Genomic DNA, 17,810 nt, shown 5'->3' with positions numbered 1-17,810 from the left:
CGCCGGCAGGCACCATGCTTGCCGGCGTCAATTCATGCGCTGTCGCGCATCACCACTTCGAATCCCACATCGATCCGCCGTTGCGACGGCGGTTCTCCGCGCATCAGGCTGAGCAGCATCTGCCCCGCGAGGGTACCGATCTCGCCGCGAATGGTCCGTACCGTAGTCAGGGCCGGATGCATCCAGGCGGCAGCCGGCAGATCGTTGAATCCGGCGATCGCTAGCCGCTCCGGCACCGGCAACTGCAGCTGACGAGCCCGAAACAACGCGCCTAGCGCCAGATCGTCATTGTTGAAGAAAATCGCATCGATTTCCGGATGCTGCGCCAGTAACCGATCCAACAACTCGGCGCCCAGCCCGATGGACGAAACCTGCGGCGTCAGCAGTTCCAACGCGGCATCGTAGCGCGACGCTTCACGCATCGCCTGGCGATAACCCTCGGCGCGCTGGAGCGTACGTGGGTCAAGCTGGGCGGCGGCAAACGCGATGTGGTGATAACCGCGTTCGAGCAGCTTGCGCGTCATCGCTGCGCCCGCCTCGTATTGGGAAAAACCGACGCAGTAGTCCTCCTCCGCATCACTCAGTTCCATCAGCGTCACGATGGGGCTGGTGTAGCTGCCAAGCACTTCGCGCGCAGCATCACTGCGTTCGAAACCGGTAACCAGAAGGCCCGCCGGCTGATGCGCCAGATAGGCGCGCAGCAAGCGTTCGTCTTCTTCGGGATGGTAATGACTGACACCAATCATCAGCTCGTAGCCGGCCGGCATCAGTACACGCTGGGCGGCCTCAACGGTATCGACGAACACCGCGTTTGACAGCGATGGGATGATTACCGCGACCAGATTCGACCTTGCGCTGGCGAGGTTGCGCGCGGCGGTATGCGGGACGTAGCCCAGGGACTTGACGGCCGCCATCACACGTTCGCGCAACGCGTCCGACACCCGTTCCGGTTGCGACAGCGCGCGCGAAGCGGACATCAGGGAACAGCCGGCGCTGCGGGCAACGTCGGAGAGCGTAGCCCGCTCCAGAGAACGACGACGGCGAGAACTCATAGTGGCATCCAGCGACCAGGGGCGGGAATTCTATAACGGGATGGCGCCCCCGCAGGGGCGCGCCAGTTCACTTCGGAGCTTTAGCAATTTCCGCCTGGACTTCGTTGAACAGCGGCTCGCCGACCGTATCGATCACGGTCTGAATCGCCGGCTTGGCCTGCTCGCGCATGCGCTGGATCTCTTCCGGGCTGACCTTGTTGATTTCCATGCCCAGCTCTTTGATTTTTGCCAGGGCCTGCTGAGCTTCGGCGCGGGTATCCTGGCGCTCCGAATCACGCGACGTCTTCGCCGCCTCCATGATGATGTTCTGTTCGGTCTCGGATAGCCCATCCCACCAACGCTTGGACGCCGTGACGATCCATGGGCTATAGACGTGATTGGTCACGCTCAGGTACTTCTGCACCTCATAGAACTTCGAGGAGAGGATGGTGTTGTAGGGGTTTTCCTGGCCGTCGACCGCCTTGGTTTCCAGCGCTGTGAACAGCTCGGAGAACGGCAGCGGGACAGCGTTGGCGCCCATCAGCTTGAAGGTGTCGATGAATACAGGGTTGGGCATCACGCGCAGCTTGATGCCGTTGAAGTCCTCCATCTTCTCCACCGGCCGCACATTGTTGGTCAGGTTGCGGAAGCCGTTTTCCCAGTAGACCAGGCCGACCAGGCCTTTCTCTTCCAGCGCATCCATGACCTTCTGCCCGACCGGGCCATCCAGCACGTAATCCGCCTGTTTCTCGCTCTCGAACAGGAACGGGGTATCCCAGACCGCCATCTCTTCGGCGATCCCGACCAGCGTCGCCGTCGAGCCGACCATCATCTCCTGCGCGCCACCCATCAGCGCATTTTGCATCTGGTCGTCCGAGCCAAGGCTGGCCGAGGCGAAGGTACGCACCTTGAGTTTGCCATCGGAGGCCTTGGCAATTTCTTCGGCAAGTACCTTCGCCGCCCTGCCCTGGTTGCTGTCCTCGTTGAGGCCATAGCCGAAGCGGATCATCCGAGGACGAATATCATCAGCTGCTTGAGCGCTGACCGCGGTGATGGCGCTGCCAAGTGTGGTGGCCGCCAGGGCGGCTATGAGCAATCGTTTCATGCTGTCGTACCTTTTGTTGTTGTGGTGGATGAAGCTTCTCTGCCAGGAAAAAAGACCGGGGGCTCGCGCTAACCAGCCGGCGCGGGCGCTCGTTCCGTTAACGCAGCCATTGCAGCGGCACTGTGATGATCGAGGGCACGGCAATCAGCAGTGCGACAATCACCAGATAGATCATGAAGAACGGGATGACCCCGCGTACCAACGTTTCCATGCGCAACCGACCTATCCCGCCGACAACGTTGAGCACCGTGCCAACCGGCGGCGTGATCAGTCCGATGGAGCCGATCAGTACGAACATCACGCCGAAGTACACCGGATCGATACCGGCCTTCACGGCGATCGGCGCCAGCACAGGCCCGAGTATGAGGATGGTCGGCGTCAGGTCGAGCACCATACCGATTGCGATCATCAGCACCATGATCGCGACCATCAGCAGCTTCGGGTCCTGCGCCAATGGGCCGAGCATTGAGGCAATCTCGTCCGGTAGCTGCGCCAGGGTGATCATGTAGGCCGAGACGATGGCAGCGGCGCAGAGGAACATCACCGAGGCCGTGGTCCGGCTCGCGCGGGTCAGTACTTCGATCACACCGCTCCAGCTGAGCTCGCGGTACAGCAGGGTCGAAACGCCCAGGGCATAGACCGCTGCCACTACAGCTGCTTCTGTCGGGGTGAACAGGCCGAAACGCAAGCCACCAACGATGATTACCGGCAGCATCAGCGCAGCCGCGCCATCGACCAGGGCCTTACGACGCTCGGCGCCGGTGGCCTTTTCCTGTGGTGGTTCGTCGATTTTCCGCGCGATCAAAGTCCAGGCGACAACCAGGCCGACCCCCATGATGAGACCCGGCACCATGCCCGCGAGAAACAGCTGGCTGATGGACGTATTGGTCACTACTCCGTAAATAACGAAAGGCATGGATGGCGGAATGATCGGCGCGATGATGCCGCCCGCCGCGACCAGGCCCGATGACGAACTCAGCGGATAGCCACGCTCGCGCATCATCGGCAAAAGCAGGGTCGCCAATGCGGCAGTGTCAGCCAGGGCCGAACCGGACATGCTCGCCAGGAGTACCGAGGCGGCAATGGCGACGTAGCCGAGCCCACCCCGCTTGTGCCCGAAATAGGCTTGCGCCATGTTGATGATACGCCGCGAAATTCCGCCAGCGTTCATCAGCTCTCCGGCGAGAATGAAGAAAGGTACCGCCAGCAGCGGGAAGCTGTCGGCACCGGCCTGGAGGTTCTGCGCCAGCAGCTGTACGTCCCAGAAATCCAAATACCACATCAGCACCGCGCCGGTGAGGATCAGCGCGAACGCGATCGGCATGCCGAACGCCATGAAACCGAACAGTGAAGAAAGAAAGACCACGACAGTCATGCAAGAACCTCGGCGGGCATTGCCCTATTGTTATCGGGGAGTCAATCGGCCGTTACGTTGGCATCGGCAGCCGGCGGCTGCGGCTGTCCACGCCAAACATTGACCAACTGCAGCAACGCCAGCACCGCCAATGCCACCATGCTGACCATGACCGGCAGCATCGCCATCGCCAACGGATAGCCCACTACCGGGCTGTTGATCGTCCAGCCGAACTGCATCTGGTTCCATCCGCCCATGGCCGCCATGCCGCTGGCAGCTGCCACCATCAGCCAGCTGATCGAATCGACAACGCGGCGGAACAGTTCAGGAAAGCGATCCCGGATCATGCTGAATGCCATCAGCTCGCCACGGCGCATGCTGGAGGCGACACCGACGAAGACCAGCCATACGAAGGCCAGCCGCGAGAGCTCCTCGGCACCGGTCCAGCCGGTACCGAATGCGTAGCGCAGCACCACACTGCTGAACACGACGATCACCATGAACGCGAGCAAGGCCGCCATCAGCCAGTCGGTGATGCGATCGAAGCCCTGCGCAACCCTTCCGGTATATATGGGAGGACTGGTCAATTCCGCACCGTGCTCTACGGCTCTGTTAGCGCTATCAAGCGGGCGCGCAGAAAGGTCCTCACGATCAACGATCTCCAGGCCCGGTTCGCGCTGCATCCAGTCGACGATTTCCTCGACGACCTGCTCACGCGGTTGGCTGGCATCCACCACCAGCACGCCGGGTTCCCCTTCTGGGGATTCGAGCGTGGCGAACTGGCTGTCCACCAGGGAGATCGGCATAAAATGCCCGGCACGTCCGCCGACCCGCTGGACCGCGGTGTCGTAATCGATAGACAGATGGCTGAACCGTAGTTCAGGAACCGCATCGCGCAACAGGTCGCGATAGCGCCGCTTGAGCGCCGAGCAGGCGAGTACGAAGCCGACATCGTCGTCGATGGCACGTTGCATCTCGATGACCAGCTTCTGCAGCCACTCGACGCGGTCCGCGTCCGACAATGGCGTACCGGCACGCATACGGGCGACGTTTTCTTCAGGGTGGAAATGGTCGGCTTCGATATGACGAAAACCCAGTGCATCGGCGACGGCATGGCTGGTGTCGGTCTTGCCCGACCCGCTGACGCCCATCACCACCAGCGCGCGGCCGGTCGCAGAAACATCACTGTGGGAGTGGGAATCCACCATTGGTTCTCCGGCAGCATCGAGGTGCTGCGTTATGATTGTTGGGCTCGATGGTAGCGCTAACATAAGCTCATCATAACTACCGTTCGTCGGGTCAGCGCGCCGCTGAACGGTCGTTTACCTGGAAGATCTCGTTTCGGTTTTGCCGGTGCCCTGACTACAATCGCCGCCGCATCTGAGGAGAACCGAATGCCCAAAGCCATGGCCCGCCATATTCTGGTAAAAACCGAAACCGAAGCCTCGCAACTGAAAAAACGCATCGCTAACGGCGAGGCGTTCGACGTGCTGGCGAAGAAATACTCGACCTGCCCGTCCGGCAAGAAAGGGGGCGATCTGGGTGAGGTTCGGCCTGGGCAAATGGTCCGCAGTATCGATCAGGTGATTTTCAAGAAGCCGTTGCGCGAGGTGCACGGCCCGGTGAAAAGCCAGTTCGGCTACCACTTGGTGCAGGTATTTTATCGTGATTGACCCGCGCTCAGTTCGACGCACCAAATCGCTGCAACTGCATTTCCCGCAACCGGCTCAGTGTGCGGCGAAACGCAAACGATAGATAACCCTGTGTATAAAGCGCCTCCAGTGCCACCTCGGCCTCAAGGTACAAAGGCACGCCACGGTCGTAGCATTCGTCAACCAGTGCAATGAAGCGCCTGACCGAATCGTCGCGAGCGGCCAACTTCGGCAGCTCACGATCCCCCGCTTCTACTCGTGTAGCGGCATCTTCGGTACCACGTGCGATGGGGCCTCCCCTCTGCTCGCCGCCAAGCTTCGGCACGGCGCCGATCAAGATCGCGGAGAACCGATCGCAAAGCTCGATGAAATCCAGCGCAGAAAATGGCCGCTCGCAAAGATCGGCGAAGCGGCACCAGAGTATCGACTGGCTGCTGCGCACTGTTTGCAGCGAACGCCGGCCGATCGCCACCGGATCAGCGCTTACATCCTCATCGCCCGCCAGCTCGTCAAATACCATTGGCAACGCGCTCGGCGTGCCTGACGCGGCGATCCAATAACGTTGCACCGCAGTACCGGGACGCAGTCGGTGGTCCTCGCCGCCGTCCACGTTGATGACTTGCATGTGCAGTCCAATGGCCTCGATGGCTGGCATGAAGCGCTCACGATTGAAGCCATCTGCGTACAGCTGGTCTGGCCGTTGGTTGGAGGTGGCAACGATGACCACGCCATGTTCGAACATGACCTGAAACAAGCGGCCCAGGATGATCGCATCACCGATGTCGCCTACGAACAGCTCGTCGAAGCACAGCACACGGACCTCTTCACTCAGTTCTCTGGCGAGCGCCTGCAGCGGGTCAGCGGTGCCATTGAGCTGGAACAGGCGGATATGCACCCAGCGCATGAAGCGATGAAAGTGCTGCCGGCGTGACGGGACCTGCAAGCTGCTATGAAACATGTCCATCAGCCAGGTTTTGCCGCGCCCCACCGGACCCCAGAGATACACGCTGCGTGGTGGCTCGGTGATCGCCTTGTCATGCAGCACATCATGGCAGTGCTGCAGGCACTCGACAGCACGCAGCTGGGCCATGTCACTGACGAAGCCCTCGCGGGCGATGGCTTGCTGATACAGGGCAAGCGGTGAGCTGTGATCCATTGAACTCGGCCCATGTTGAGGTTGGCCGCGATGGTAGCGCAGGCGGGACTGGAGAGCAGGTCGCCGTCGATTACGGTCTGCGCTGCTCGCTCATCAATATCCGCGCCTGCTCGCGCACCTGATCGAGTAATTCCAATTGCGCTGCGGGCGCTACTTCCTGCGCTCTCACCAGAGCATACAGCGGCACCGGAATCACCGGTTCCAGCGGACGTGCCTGAATGGGTTGCCCGTCACCAGGCAGTGCTGTGAGCGGATCGACCAGCGCGAGCCCCTGTCCGGCGGCAACCAGCGTGCGTGCCAGCTGGTAGGTCTGTACCCACGTATCGATGCGCGGCGGCGGATCGAGCGCCTCCAAATGACCGCGCAGCAAACCGCCAAGCGCATCATGCGTATCCAGACCGATCAAGGGTGCATCGGCCAGTTGTTCCAGGCGAAAGGGTTGGGAAAGCACTTCCTCGGGCCACCAGCCAGCCGGAGCGATTATCTTCATCTGCCCTTGCGCGAGGAGCTGGCTGGTGAGACCGGGATGCTCGACAGTCTGCAGAGTCAGCCCGAGATCCGCTTCGCGCAGCAGCAACGCCTCGACGATCTCCGCAGTGTGCTGGGTTGCCAGATGACATTGCGTCCTGGCAAAGCGAGTACGCCAGCGGCGCAGCGCCTCGGGCACCAGCGCTTGTGCCAATGCCGGCGTGCAGATCAGCCGCAGCGCACGCGCTTCGCCCCGCCCGAGGTTGCCGGCCAGGCGCCGAATATTCTGGAGATCGGACGCCAGTCGATCGGTTTCCTGCTGCAGGATGCGCGCCTCGGCGGTCGGCTGGAGTTTGCCACGCACACGGCTGAACAGCGTGAACCCCAGTTGCTGTTCGGCATGCTTGAGAATCTTACTCGCCGCCGGTTGTGAGATATGCAACAGCTGCGCGGCGGCGGTCAGGCTGCCGGTCTGCAAGATGGCCTGAAACAGCTCGATATGACGAAGGCGCATGCCCAAATCCTCTGGTCGGGTCGGACGGAGCATAGCCTCAGGTTATGGGGTGGCTCCATTCTTTCATTAGTCGTTCCGCTCATGGTGGCTCTAGGCTGCTGTCTCCTACCCTCACGGAGCGACACGATGCGGATTGCGGTAATTGGTGGTGGCGTCATCGGGCTGACGACGGCCTATGCATTGGTGTGCCGGGGCCATCAAGTCGAGCTGATCGAAAAGCGTGATCAAATTGCGCTGGAGACCAGCTTCGCCAACGGCGGTCAGCTCAGCTACCGTTACGTATCGCCGCTCGCCGATGCAGGTGTGCCCTTGCAGGCGCTTGGATGGATGCTGCGCGGTAACGGCGCGCCCTTGCGGTTCCGACCGAAAATCAGCACCCGGCAATGGCGCTGGTGCCTGCGTTTCCTGCTCGCCTGCCGACGCTCGACCAATCAACGCAACGCACGACACCTACTGCGTCTCGCCCTGCATAGCCAAGAGATCTTGCGCCGTTGGCGCGAAGAGGACGCATTGGGTGACTTCGCCTGGCGCGCCAACGGCAAGCTGGTGATCTATCGTGATCAAACCAGTTTTGACAAGGCAGCGGCCGGACTCGACGCGAGTGCGGGTCAATTGGTACTGGATGCCCAGCAATGCACAGACATCGAGCCCGCCCTGCAGCCCTTGGCTGGCAAGCTGCGGGGCGGCATCTATTCGCCTGGCGACGAGGTTGCCGATTGCCATCTGTTTTGTCGAAGGCTCCTCCAACGCTTGGAGCAATCGCCGAATTTCCGGTTGCGCTGCGGCCAGGCGGTCAGCGGGCTGCATAGCGATCACGGCCGCGTTCGCTCACTCATGCTCGGCAAGGAGCAGCTGGAAGTGGATCATCTGGTCATTGCCGCCGGTGCCGCCAGCGGAGCACTGTTACAACCACTCGGTATTGAACTACCGGTCTATCCGCTCAAGGGCTACAGCCTAACGCTGCCGTTGAGCAGTCATGCCGGAATTCCGGAAACCAACGTGACCGACTATGACAACAAGGTGGTGTACGCGCGCCTTGGCGATCAGCTGCGGGTTGCGGCGATGGTCGATATTGGTGGGTGGGACGCCAACGTGGATCGGGGGCGGATCTCCATGCTGCAACGTCTGGCGAGCGACACTTTTCCGGCCGCAGGTGACTATCGCAGCGCTACCCAATGGGCGGGCTTGCGCCCGGCAACCCCGGAGGGCACACCGCTTCTTGGCGCTACCGCGCTCGGCAACCTCTGGCTCAACGTGGGCCACGGCAGCCTCGGTTTCACCTTGGCCTGTGGCAGTGCCGATATTCTTTGCGATTTGATTGGCGACCAGCGCCCCGCCGTTGCGCTGGACGGCCTGACCCTAGCGTCCTGATTGCACAACTCAAGAAGGAGTACACATGACGATCCAACGTTTCAACTGCAATGAACGCATGTCCGCCGCCGTAACCTTCGCCAATCTGGTCTTCCTCGCCGGGCAGGTGCCGGATGACCGTGGCGAAGACGCCGCCGGGCAGACCCGCCAAGTGCTGGCCAAAATAGACCGCCTGCTGGCCGAAGCCGGTTCCGATCGTTCGCAGATACTCAGCGCCCAGATCTGGCTGAAGGACATCGATGCCGATTTCGCAGCGATGAACACGGTCTGGTGCGACTGGCTACCAAGCGGCAGCGCCCCGGCGCGGGCGACAGTGGAAGCACGCCTCGCCTCGCCGAATGTCCTCGTGGAAATCATGGTGATCGCCGCCGCCACTTGAGCGGCTAGGCACCGGTTCTCCTCCGGCGGCGGCCACTGAAATACCGCCATGATCGTCATGGACGACCATGGCAGCTAACCCAACCAACAAAAACAAAAGAGGGATACACGATGAAGCAGAACATTCGCATCGGCTTGCTGAGCTGCGCCTTGGCGAGCGCTCTGGGTGCCGCTACAGCTGCGGCCCAAGAACGTTTCGTCACCATCGGTACCGGCGGTCAGACCGGCGTCTATTACACGGCGGGCCAGTCGGTCTGCCGCTTCCTAAACCGCGCCGAAGTGCAACCGGCGATCAAGTGCAATGCACCCTCCACAGCAGGCAGCGTGACCAATATCGTGTCATTGGAAAACGGCGAGTATGAGTTCGGCTTCATCCAGTCCGATCACCAGCACAAGGCCCTGAATGGCCTCGCTCCGTTCGACAAGGGCGGCCCGATCGAAGAACTTCGTGCGGTATTTTCATTGCAGACAGAAATTCTCACTGTGGTGGCCCGAAGCGACAGCGGCATCGAATCGTTCGATGACCTGAAGGGCAAGCGGGTGAATATTGGAGTACCGGGCTCAGGTAGCCGCGACACCTTCGACGAGGTAATGAAGGCCAAGGGCTGGACCAACGCCGACTTCGCCCTGGCTGGCGAGCTTAAGCCTGCGGAGATGGCCTCTGCGCTCGGTGACAACAACCTCGACGTGATCACCTATGTGGTCGGCCATCCCAGCGGTGCCATTCAGGAGGCGCTTACCAATGTCGAGGCCGAGCTGATACCGATCAACGGCCCGGAAATCGAGAAGTTTCTGCAGGGTGCCGACTACTACACCACCGCGGAGATTCCGGCAGGGCTCTACCCTGGTGTCGATGAAGCGGTGCCTTCGATCGGCGGCAAAGCAGTGCTGGCTACAACTGCGAATACCGATCCCGAAATCGTGTATCAGCTGGTCAAGGCCGTGTTCGACAACCTCGACCGCTTCAAGCGTCTGCATCCGGCGTTTGCCGATCTGGAAGCCAAGGACATGATTCGTGTTGGCCTCACCGCCCCGCTGCATGAGGGTGCCGAACGGTTCTATAAAGAGCAGGGCTGGCTGTAACCGGACCGCACCGCCCCCGACTGGGCGGTGCATTTCCGTCTAGTGAAACAGGTGCCTTGGTGGAGATCTCGCCACGGTTAGGCCGAGCCACCAGTACACATAACTTATTGAATGGAAAGACAAAAGCATCTGGCTGGCTGGCTGAAAAACACCCAATCCGTAGCGAGGCCTCGTCCTTCCTAGGACTGAAGCGATTCAGTGATAGATATCCACCTCGTTATCCACAGTTTCTGTGGATTAAGCCCCAGGCATGTATCCCTCGATCTCGCAGCTAGCAGCTAGCAGCTAGCAGCTAGCAGCTAGCAGCATCGCATCCTGGGAGACCCCTCGCTGCAAACCTACACGCTCGCCACGACGTTCAAACGCAACGGATTCGCTGGCAAAGGCTGTTGGCGGCCTGTAATCAGAGTCCCAGTTCGGATAGCCCGGGGTGACCATCGGGCCGACGGCCAAGCGGCCAGCGAAACTTGCGCTCGGATTCGTTAATCGGCAGATCATTGATGGACGCGAAGCGGTTCAGCATTAGCCCATCCTCACTGAACTCCCAATTCTCGTTCCCGTAGGAGCGGTACCAATTGCCGGAATCGTCGCGCCATTCGTATGCATACCGCACCGCAATGCGGTTGTCGGTGAATGCCCAAAGCTCCTTTATCAGCCGATACTCAAGCTCCTTGGCCCACTTGCGTTCAAGAAACATACGAGCCTCATCGCGGCCATTGGCGAACTCGGCGCGATTACGCCAGCGGGTATCCAGGCTGTAGGCAAGAGCCACTTTGGCAGGGTCGCGGCTGTTCCAGCCATCTTCGGCAAGGCGCACTTTCTGGATGGCGGTTTCCCGCGTGAACGGCGGCAGCGGAGGACGTGTATCACTTTCCGATGACATGGCATCACCTCGTGGTTGATGGCTATTGCCTTTCTCTAGGCGAATTGACTCGCAGAGGCAGATCGGCAGCCTTGCCTGCACAATCGCGGCATCTGCCTGATCGGTTTAGCATCGCAACTGCCGTGGCGCCATCTACCAGGACAAGAAGTTGCCGCACCACTTCCTCGTGTTCGACAGCCAGGCTCTCGGAAGACCGAACGCTCGGTGTCCTGCCGGGCAAACACGCAGCATGGGAAGTTCACACTTTGGAGCAGGGCTCGGCTGGGGCCGCCTGCCTTCATGGCAGGCGCAGGCAGACCTAGGCGGGCCACTGGAAGCCATCGGCGTGACCAGCTTCGACCAAACGCTGTCAGGCTTCCGGTTTCTGACAAAACGGTAATGTAAACAACAGGCTGCTGACAGCAAGCGCTCTGTAGGGTGCCCCTGTTAAGCCAACCACTCAGCCTCGTGGAGGCTTGATTACAAACACGCTTATCTATCGGCAGGCCCGTTGTGCCAAAAGCTCGGACTCAATAAACTGATCTCATGAAGTTGTTCATCCGGTTGTGCTTTTCATTGATCCTCAGTGTCGCTATCCCAGTTACCGGGATGGCGCAAATGCTGATGACGACCGGAAACCCCACGATACCTGCCGAATCCGTGAATCCTGTTGCGAACCAGGCGATGGATGCTGAGCATGACTGCTGCGCACAGGAACACCTTCACAAGTACCAAGGCGTCTGCAAAAACGGCCAGGAATGCCAAACAAGCAGCATGCTTCAGAGCTTAACGGAAAAGCCAGCGGTCTATTTTCCTCACTCACATCGCCCCTCCCCTTCTATTGGCCTCGCTCCGTCCTTAGCGCTTGAGCCCATCTGGCATCCACCTCGGGTCTGATTCCGATCCCCTCCTAAACACCTCCCAGCCGTAGAAATCTGGGCTGAATTCGCGCGCCTCTGGCTCGCATGGAAGATCAGGAATCATTGACCATGAAACCCCAAGATTTGCGGGCTTGTGCCATTTCGGCCGCCCTGCTGGCGGGCGCTTTTGGCCTGCCTGGGTCCGCTTTCGCTCTAACCTTGGAGCAGGCCTTGAGCCTGGCCGAGCAAGAAGCACCATCACTCGATGCTCAGCGGGCCAACCTAGAGGCAGCGCGTAGCGCAGCCATTCCAGCAGGTGAACTACCGGACCCAAAGCTGAAACTTGGCTTGCAAAACGTGCCCATTGAAGGCGAGCAACGTTGGCGGCTGGATGAAGACTTCATGACCATGCAGATGGTCGGGGTCATGCAAGACGTACCTAATCGAGCGAAAAGGCGTGCGCGTGTCGAGTCGGCGGAAGCCGATGTAGCGCTCGCCGGTATCCAACAGACCATTGAGCGGCTGAAAGTGCGGCAAAACACTGCCGAGGCGTGGATTGCCGCCTTCGCGGTCGAGCAGAAACTCGATCTCTTCAAACAGCTCTATGGTGAGAACCAGCTTTTCTCGCGGGCTGTCACAGCACGCATTGCCGGTGGCCGCGGCCAAGCCGCAGATAGCGTGGTTCCAAAGCAAGAGGCCGCATTGCTGGCTGAGCAAGAGGACGAACTCTTACGCAATCAGGCTGTTGCACGGGCCGAGCTTCGCCGCTGGATCGGTAACGAGGCAAGCGAGCCACTTACCGGCACTTGGCCGCAATGGCTTGAGAATTTCGATCATTACCAGCACAACCTTCAGCGACATCCAGACCTGCTCGCTTTTGATCCGATGACTGAACAGGCGGAGGCCAGGGTGCGCCAGGCCGTAGCCGAAAAAACACCGGACTGGAGTTGGGGCGTCGACTACCTGCATCGTGGCAGAGAGTACGGCGACATGGTCAACCTCAGCGTCAGTTTCGACCTGCCGCTATTTACCAGCTCTCGACAGGATCCAAAGATCGCGGCTGAGCGAGCGCGCCTCACACAGATCGAGGCGCAGCGCCAAGCGGCGTTGCGTATGCATAACCAGGAGCTGGCCGCCGACCTGGCTGAATATCAGCGCCTTGACCGCGCGTTCGTACGTGTTGAAGAAACCCTACTGCCACTCGCCGAGGAAAAGGTCCGCCTTGCCATGGCGGACTACCGCGCCGGGACCGGCGAACTGACCGCTGTGATCGATGCGCGCCGCCAGCTCGTCGAGACTCGCCTGCGTCGTATTGACGTAGCCCGCGACCGATCGCTGAGCAACGCCCGCCTGCATTTTGCCTTTGGAGATACCCGACCATGACATTTCAACTCAAGCGGCTGGCCCTCGTCCTAAGCCTTCCGCTGATTATCGGTACTGTGGGCATTGTCGGTCTGTCTACCTCTGTGTTCGCGCAAGCGGAAGAAGAAAAGGAGGTGCTTTATTGGTACGACCCCATGTATCCGCAACAGAAATTCGACGAGCCAGGCAAATCCCCCTTTATGGATATGGACCTTGTTCCTCGCTATGCCGATGAAGGCGGTGACGGGGCGTCCATTAGCATCGATCCGAGCGTGACGCAGAACCTTGGTATGCGTCTGGCGACCGCAACACGTGAATCGATTAGCCAGTCGCTCGAAGCGACAGGCGCGTTGATGTTTGACGAGCGAGACGTGGCGGTTGTGCAGGCGCGTGCCGGTGGCTTTGTCGAGCGCGTTTACGACCGAGCACCGGAGGATGTCATCGAAAAAGGCGCGCCGCTAGCCGATCTTTTGGTTCCCGAATGGGCAGCTGCACAGGAGGAGTACCTGGCGCTCAAAGGGGTCGGCCAACCCCAACTGCTCGCGGCGGCCCGACAGCGGTTACGCCTCGCCGGCATGCCGGCAGATGTCATTGCTCAGCTGGAGCGAACCGGTAAAGCGCGCCCCGTTTGGACCGTAACGAGCCCAATCGGCGGCGTGCTGAACAGCCTCGACGTTCGCGAGGGCATGACCGTACCCGCCGGCGCATCTCTCGCACGCGTCAATGGATTGGAGACGGTATGGCTAGAGATAGCTGTGCCTGAGGCGCAGATCACCAATCTGACGCCAGGGCAGTCAGTCACCGCGCGCCTCCCCGCCTTTGCAGGTGAATCTCTGGAAGGCACGATCCAGGCCGTACTATCGCAAGCCAACCTGGATAGCCGCACTGTGCGTGTCCGGGTCGAACTACCTAACCCGCAGCAGCGGCTTCGCCCCGGCATGACGGCCGAGGTGACGTTGAGTCGCAACGTTGAGGATGTCTTGGTCATCCCATCCGAGGCGGTCATTCGCACCGGCCGGCGAGCATTGGTGATGTTGGCTGAGAATGAAGGCCGTTACCGCCCCGTTGAGGTCCGCATCGGCCGAGAGTTCAATGACCAGACAGAGGTGCTTGAAGGGCTGGAAGCCGGTCAGAAGGTCGTGGCGTCCGGTCAGTTTCTCCTCGATTCAGAGGCGAGCCTACGCGGGCTGACCGCTCAGGGCTTGGAGAAGCCTGCAACTTCTACAGAACCTGCGCTGCACGAGGCTGAAGGTACGATCGTCAGCCTGGAAGATGGCATGGTTGGCCTGTCGCATGGGCCGTTCAAGACGCTGAACATGCCTGGGATGACCATGTCCTTTCCGGCTGCCGATCAATCCCTGCTGTCAGGCTTGCACATCGACGACCGCGTCCGTGTTGGCGTGCGTGAAAGCGACGAAGGCCTGGTCATCGAGCGCATCGAGAAGCTGGGGGGCCAGCAATGATCGCAGCCATAATCCGATGGTCGGTGGCCAACCGCTTCCTGATCCTGCTGGCTACTGTGTTCGCGGTGGCCTGGGGTGTCTGGTCGGTCAAGAACACCGCTGTTGATGCGTTGCCAGACCTTTCCGACGTTCAGGTCATCATTCGCACGCCATACCCAGGGCAGGCGCCCCAGATTGTCGAGAATCAGGTCACCTACCCGCTGACGACGACCATGCTGTCTGTCCCCGGCGCGAAGACGGTCCGCGGCTACTCCTTCTTCGGGGATAGCTACGTGTACGTCCTGTTCGAGGACGGCACAGACCTCTATTGGGCCCGTTCGCGGGTGCTGGAGTACCTGAGCCAGGTGCAGAGTCGGCTTCCCGCCGCCGCCAAACCCGCCTTGGGGCCTGATGCCACGGGTGTCGGTTGGATCTACCAATATGCTTTGGTAGACCGAACAGGCAAACATGACCTCTCGCAGCTGCGCTCTTTGCAAGATTGGTTCCTGCGCTATGAACTGAAGACACTGCCCAACGTGGCGGAAGTCGCGCCCATAGGCGGGATGGTCAAGCAGTACCAGGTCGTAATGGATCCTATACGCATGGCCAGCAGGGGCGTGACGCAGCAGCAGATTGCAAAGGCGATCGACGAGGCCAACCGTGAAACCGGCGGGAGTGTTCTGGAACTCGCGGAAACCGAGTTCATGGTTCGTGCGACAGGGTATCTGAAGACGCTCGGGGATTTTCGAGCCATTCCTTTGCGTCTCGACGGTGGCGTGCCCGTGACGCTAGGGGACGTTGCGCATATCCAGCTCGGCCCGGAAATGCGCCGAGGTATTGCCGAGCTTGACGGCGAAGGTGAGGTAGTCGGTGGAGTTGTGATCCTGCGTAGCGGCAAGAACGCTCGGGAAACCATCGCTGCCGTTCAAACCAAGCTCGATGAGCTCAAAGCGAGCCTTCCCGAAGGTGTCGAAATCGTCACGACTTACGACCGTAGCAAGCTGATCGACAGTGCCGTTGAAAACCTCACCCACAAGCTCATCGAGGAATTCATCGTCGTTGCGCTGGTTTGCGCACTATTCCTGTGGCATCTGCGCTCATCTCTGGTCGCGATCGTTTCGTTGCCGATCGGCATATTGATCGCCTTTGTGATCATGCAGCGGCAAGGCATCAACGCAAACATCATGTCTTTGGGTGGCATCGCGATCGCGATCGGAGCGATGGTCGATGCAGCAATCGTCATGATCGAAAACGCCCACAAGCACATTGAGGCCTGGCACAAGCGGCATCCTGATTCCACATTGAAAGGCCAGGCGCACTGGAAAGTCATTACTGACGCAGCTGTTGAGGTGGGGCCGGCACTGTTCTTTAGCCTTCTGATCATCACGCTGTCGTTCATTCCAGTGTTCACCCTGGAGGCGCAAGAAGGCCGGCTGTTTGGCCCACTGGCGTTCACCAAAACCTATGCAATGGCAGCGGCCGCGGGTCTGTCGGTAACGCTGGTTCCGGTGCTCATGGGGTATTGGATACGGGGCAAGATCCCGGATGAACACCGCAATCCGCTCAACCGTGGCCTCATCTGGATCTACAAGCCGGCCCTGGACGCGGTACTGCGCTGGCCCAAGGCGACCCTGCTTGTGGCGGTTCTGGTTTTTCTGACTGGCTTGTGGCCCGCCTCTCGCCTCGGTGGGGAGTTCTTGCCACCGCTGGATGAAGGCGACCTTCTTTATATGCCCACTGCGTTACCAGGCCTTTCAGCTCAGAAAGCTTCTGAACTATTGCAACAGACAGACCGGCTCATCAAAACGGTTCCAGAAGTCGCACACGTGTTCGGTAAGGCTGGTCGAGCCGACACCGCTACTGATCCCGCCCCGCTGGAAATGTTCGAGACGACCATTCAGTTCAAGCCGAAGGATCAATGGCGCCCTGGGATGACGCCTGAAAAGCTGGTTGAGGAGTTGGATCGCACCGTACAAGTACCTGGATTGGCCAATCTGTGGATCCCTCCGATTCGCAACCGCATCGATATGCTGGCGACGGGGATAAAGAGCCCGATAGGTGTGAAGGTATATGGCACGGACCTGGCGCAAATCGACAAAGCGACCCTGGCGGTCGAGCAGATCGCCAAAACGGTACCTGGGGTCAGTTCGGCGCTTGCTGAGAGACTGACCGGCGGCAGGTACATCGATGTGGATATCGATCGTGTCGCCGCCGCACGCTACGGCCTGAATATCGCGGACGTGCAATCGATCGTGGCCGGTGCCATCGGTGGTCAAACCATTGGTGAAACCGTGGAAGGGCTCGCCAGGTATCCGATCAACCTCCGCTATGGTCGGGAGTGGCGCGACTCGATAACCGATCTGCGCAACCTGCCTATCTACACGCCGCAAGGCAGTCAGATCACCTTGGGGACGGTGGCCAAGGTACAGGTGACCGACGGGCCGCCAATGCTCAAAAGCGAAAACGCGAGGCTGTCGGGTTGGGTTTACGTCGATGTCCGTGGCCGCGACATGGCGGCTGTGGTTGGCGATCTGAGGGAAAGGATTAGCGAAGGCGTGCAGCTCGAGTCCGGCATGAGCATCAGCTATTCCGGCCAATTCGAATTCATGGAGCGAGCTAACGCGAAGCTGAAGCTCGTCGTGCCGGCTACCTTGCTGATCATTTTTGTCTTGCTCTACCTCACGTTTGCCCGCTTTGGCGAGGCGCTGCTCATCATGGCTACGCTGCCATTCGCCCTGACCGGTGGCGTCTGGTTCCTGTATCTACTGGGATACAACCTCTCCGTCGCGACAGGTATCGGCTTCATTGCGCTCGCAGGGGTTTCTGCAGAGTTCGGTGTGATCATGTTGCTTTACCTAAAGAATGCCTGGATCGAGCGCATTGATGCCGGAGCTCAAAGTGAGGGCGCCCTCCTCGACGCGATCCGCGAAGGCGCCGTACAACGGGTTCGCCCCAAGGCCATGACTGTCGCCGTGATCATCGCCGGTCTGCTGCCCATCCTTTGGGGTAGCGGGACCGGCAGCGAAATCATGAGCCGCATCGCCGCGCCCATGGTAGGCGGGATGATCACCGCCCCGCTGCTCTCGCTGTTCGTTCTGCCGGCCGCCTACCTGCTGATGCGCCGCCGGCAATTGCGTGCCACCCCCCAGCAAGTAACCAACCCCACTGGAGA

General features: G+C 60.2%; 14 protein-coding genes. 7 read left to right on the top strand and 7 right to left on the bottom strand.

From position 1 onward, the window contains the following. Window positions 1-32 precede the first annotated feature (32 nt). The 4 genes from H3028_RS11345 to H3028_RS11330 all read right to left on the bottom strand — a co-directional run bounded on the left by H3028_RS11345 (window position 33) and on the right by H3028_RS11330 (window position 4,641). A complete protein-coding gene (locus H3028_RS11345) occupies window positions 33-1,052 on the bottom strand; it encodes a LacI family DNA-binding transcriptional regulator (protein WP_168423676.1) in 1,020 nt (339 codons plus the stop codon). A gap of 67 nt (window positions 1,053-1,119) precedes the next feature. Then, entirely contained in the window at window positions 1,120-2,136 is a 1,017-nt protein-coding gene (locus H3028_RS11340; protein WP_181297132.1) for a TRAP transporter substrate-binding protein, read from the bottom strand. Window positions 2,137-2,233: 97 nt separating this feature from the next. Further along, complete coding sequence (locus tag H3028_RS11335; RefSeq protein ID WP_181297131.1) at window positions 2,234-3,511, bottom strand: TRAP transporter large permease; 1,278 nt, start codon at window positions 3,509-3,511, stop codon at window positions 2,234-2,236. A gap of 41 nt (window positions 3,512-3,552) precedes the next feature. After that, window positions 3,553-4,641, bottom strand: a complete 1,089-nt coding sequence (locus H3028_RS11330) for a gluconokinase, GntK/IdnK-type (protein ID WP_181297473.1) — start codon at window positions 4,639-4,641, stop codon at window positions 3,553-3,555. A 243-nt stretch (window positions 4,642-4,884) separates the two neighbouring features. Here H3028_RS11330 and H3028_RS11325 point away from each other — a divergent pair, with 243 nt between their 5' ends. Then, the gene (locus H3028_RS11325; RefSeq protein WP_181297130.1) at window positions 4,885-5,163 is read left to right on the top strand and encodes a peptidylprolyl isomerase; all 279 of its coding nucleotides are present in this window, start codon (window positions 4,885-4,887) and stop codon (window positions 5,161-5,163) included. A 7-nt stretch (window positions 5,164-5,170) separates the two neighbouring features. Here the strand turns inward: H3028_RS11325 and zapE are convergent, their stop codons facing one another. Beyond that, window positions 5,171-6,298 (bottom strand): cell division protein ZapE, encoded by a 1,128-nt coding sequence (gene zapE, locus H3028_RS11320; RefSeq protein WP_181297129.1) that lies wholly within the window; start codon window positions 6,296-6,298, stop codon window positions 5,171-5,173. A 70-nt stretch (window positions 6,299-6,368) separates the two neighbouring features. Beyond that, a complete protein-coding gene (locus tag H3028_RS11315) occupies window positions 6,369-7,280 on the bottom strand; it encodes a LysR family transcriptional regulator (protein WP_181297128.1) in 912 nt (303 codons plus the stop codon). Window positions 7,281-7,406: 126 nt separating this feature from the next. Here H3028_RS11315 and H3028_RS11310 point away from each other — a divergent pair, with 126 nt between their 5' ends. The 3 genes from H3028_RS11310 (at window position 7,407) to H3028_RS11300 (ending at window position 10,112) form a co-directional block, all read left to right on the top strand. Beyond that, window positions 7,407-8,651 carry a D-amino acid dehydrogenase gene (locus tag H3028_RS11310; RefSeq protein ID WP_181297127.1) on the top strand — a complete coding sequence of 415 codons (1,245 nt, stop codon included), beginning with the start codon at window positions 7,407-7,409 and terminating at the stop codon, window positions 8,649-8,651. Between the two features lie 25 nt (window positions 8,652-8,676). Continuing rightward, the gene (locus H3028_RS11305; protein WP_181297126.1) at window positions 8,677-9,030 is read left to right on the top strand and encodes a RidA family protein; all 354 of its coding nucleotides are present in this window, start codon (window positions 8,677-8,679) and stop codon (window positions 9,028-9,030) included. Between the two features lie 110 nt (window positions 9,031-9,140). Continuing rightward, complete coding sequence (locus H3028_RS11300; protein WP_168423683.1) at window positions 9,141-10,112, top strand: TAXI family TRAP transporter solute-binding subunit; 972 nt, start codon at window positions 9,141-9,143, stop codon at window positions 10,110-10,112. A 403-nt stretch (window positions 10,113-10,515) separates the two neighbouring features. Here H3028_RS11300 and H3028_RS11295 read toward each other — a convergent pair whose 3' ends face one another. Further along, on the bottom strand, window positions 10,516-10,995 hold the full coding sequence (locus H3028_RS11295) for a nuclear transport factor 2 family protein (RefSeq protein WP_181297125.1): 480 nt from the start codon (window positions 10,993-10,995) through the stop codon (window positions 10,516-10,518). A gap of 968 nt (window positions 10,996-11,963) precedes the next feature. On the opposite strand from H3028_RS11295, the gene H3028_RS11290 reads away from it, so the two are divergent. The 3 genes from H3028_RS11290 to H3028_RS11280 form a co-directional block, all read left to right on the top strand. Beyond that, window positions 11,964-13,217 carry a TolC family protein gene (locus H3028_RS11290; RefSeq protein WP_181297124.1) on the top strand — a complete coding sequence of 418 codons (1,254 nt, stop codon included), beginning with the start codon at window positions 11,964-11,966 and terminating at the stop codon, window positions 13,215-13,217. Then, entirely contained in the window at window positions 13,214-14,659 is a 1,446-nt protein-coding gene (locus H3028_RS11285) for an efflux RND transporter periplasmic adaptor subunit (protein WP_181297123.1), read from the top strand. Before H3028_RS11290 ends, H3028_RS11285 begins: the two co-directional genes overlap by 4 nt. Then, the coding region (locus tag H3028_RS11280; RefSeq protein ID WP_181297122.1) for an efflux RND transporter permease subunit at window positions 14,656-17,810 on the top strand (3,155 nt) is incomplete at its 3' end. The genes H3028_RS11285 and H3028_RS11280, both read left to right, overlap by 4 nt.

Origin of the sequence: Pseudomonas sp. Q2-TVG4-2, assembly GCF_013620795.1 — a bacterium.
GTDB lineage: Bacteria > Pseudomonadota > Gammaproteobacteria > Pseudomonadales > Pseudomonadaceae > Stutzerimonas.
The sequence above is the reverse complement of the archived record's forward strand: the minus strand, read 5'-3'. Positions and strand labels throughout refer to the sequence as shown.

Excerpts from the sequence above, each read along its gene's own strand:
- H3028_RS11340 (WP_181297132.1), bottom strand. The coding sequence starts at position 2,136 with ATGAAACGATTGCTCATAGCCGCCCTGGCGGCCACCACACTTGGCAGC.
- H3028_RS11325 (WP_181297130.1), top strand. The coding sequence starts at position 4,885 with ATGCCCAAAGCCATGGCCCGCCATATTCTGGTAAAAACCGAAACCGAA.
- H3028_RS11300 (WP_168423683.1), top strand. The coding sequence starts at position 9,141 with ATGAAGCAGAACATTCGCATCGGCTTGCTGAGCTGCGCCTTGGCGAGC.
- H3028_RS11335 (WP_181297131.1), bottom strand. The coding sequence starts at position 3,511 with ATGACTGTCGTGGTCTTTCTTTCTTCACTGTTCGGTTTCATGGCGTTC.
- H3028_RS11290 (WP_181297124.1), top strand. The coding sequence starts at position 11,964 with ATGAAACCCCAAGATTTGCGGGCTTGTGCCATTTCGGCCGCCCTGCTG.
- H3028_RS11310 (WP_181297127.1), top strand. The coding sequence starts at position 7,407 with ATGCGGATTGCGGTAATTGGTGGTGGCGTCATCGGGCTGACGACGGCC.
- zapE (WP_181297129.1), bottom strand. The coding sequence starts at position 6,298 with ATGGATCACAGCTCACCGCTTGCCCTGTATCAGCAAGCCATCGCCCGC.
- H3028_RS11295 (WP_181297125.1), bottom strand. The coding sequence starts at position 10,995 with ATGTCATCGGAAAGTGATACACGTCCTCCGCTGCCGCCGTTCACGCGG.
- H3028_RS11315 (WP_181297128.1), bottom strand. The coding sequence starts at position 7,280 with ATGCGCCTTCGTCATATCGAGCTGTTTCAGGCCATCTTGCAGACCGGC.
- H3028_RS11345 (WP_168423676.1), bottom strand. The coding sequence starts at position 1,052 with ATGAGTTCTCGCCGTCGTCGTTCTCTGGAGCGGGCTACGCTCTCCGAC.
- H3028_RS11330 (WP_181297473.1), bottom strand. The coding sequence starts at position 4,641 with ATGGGCGTCAGCGGGTCGGGCAAGACCGACACCAGCCATGCCGTCGCC.
- H3028_RS11305 (WP_181297126.1), top strand. The coding sequence starts at position 8,677 with ATGACGATCCAACGTTTCAACTGCAATGAACGCATGTCCGCCGCCGTA.
- H3028_RS11285 (WP_181297123.1), top strand. The coding sequence starts at position 13,214 with ATGACATTTCAACTCAAGCGGCTGGCCCTCGTCCTAAGCCTTCCGCTG.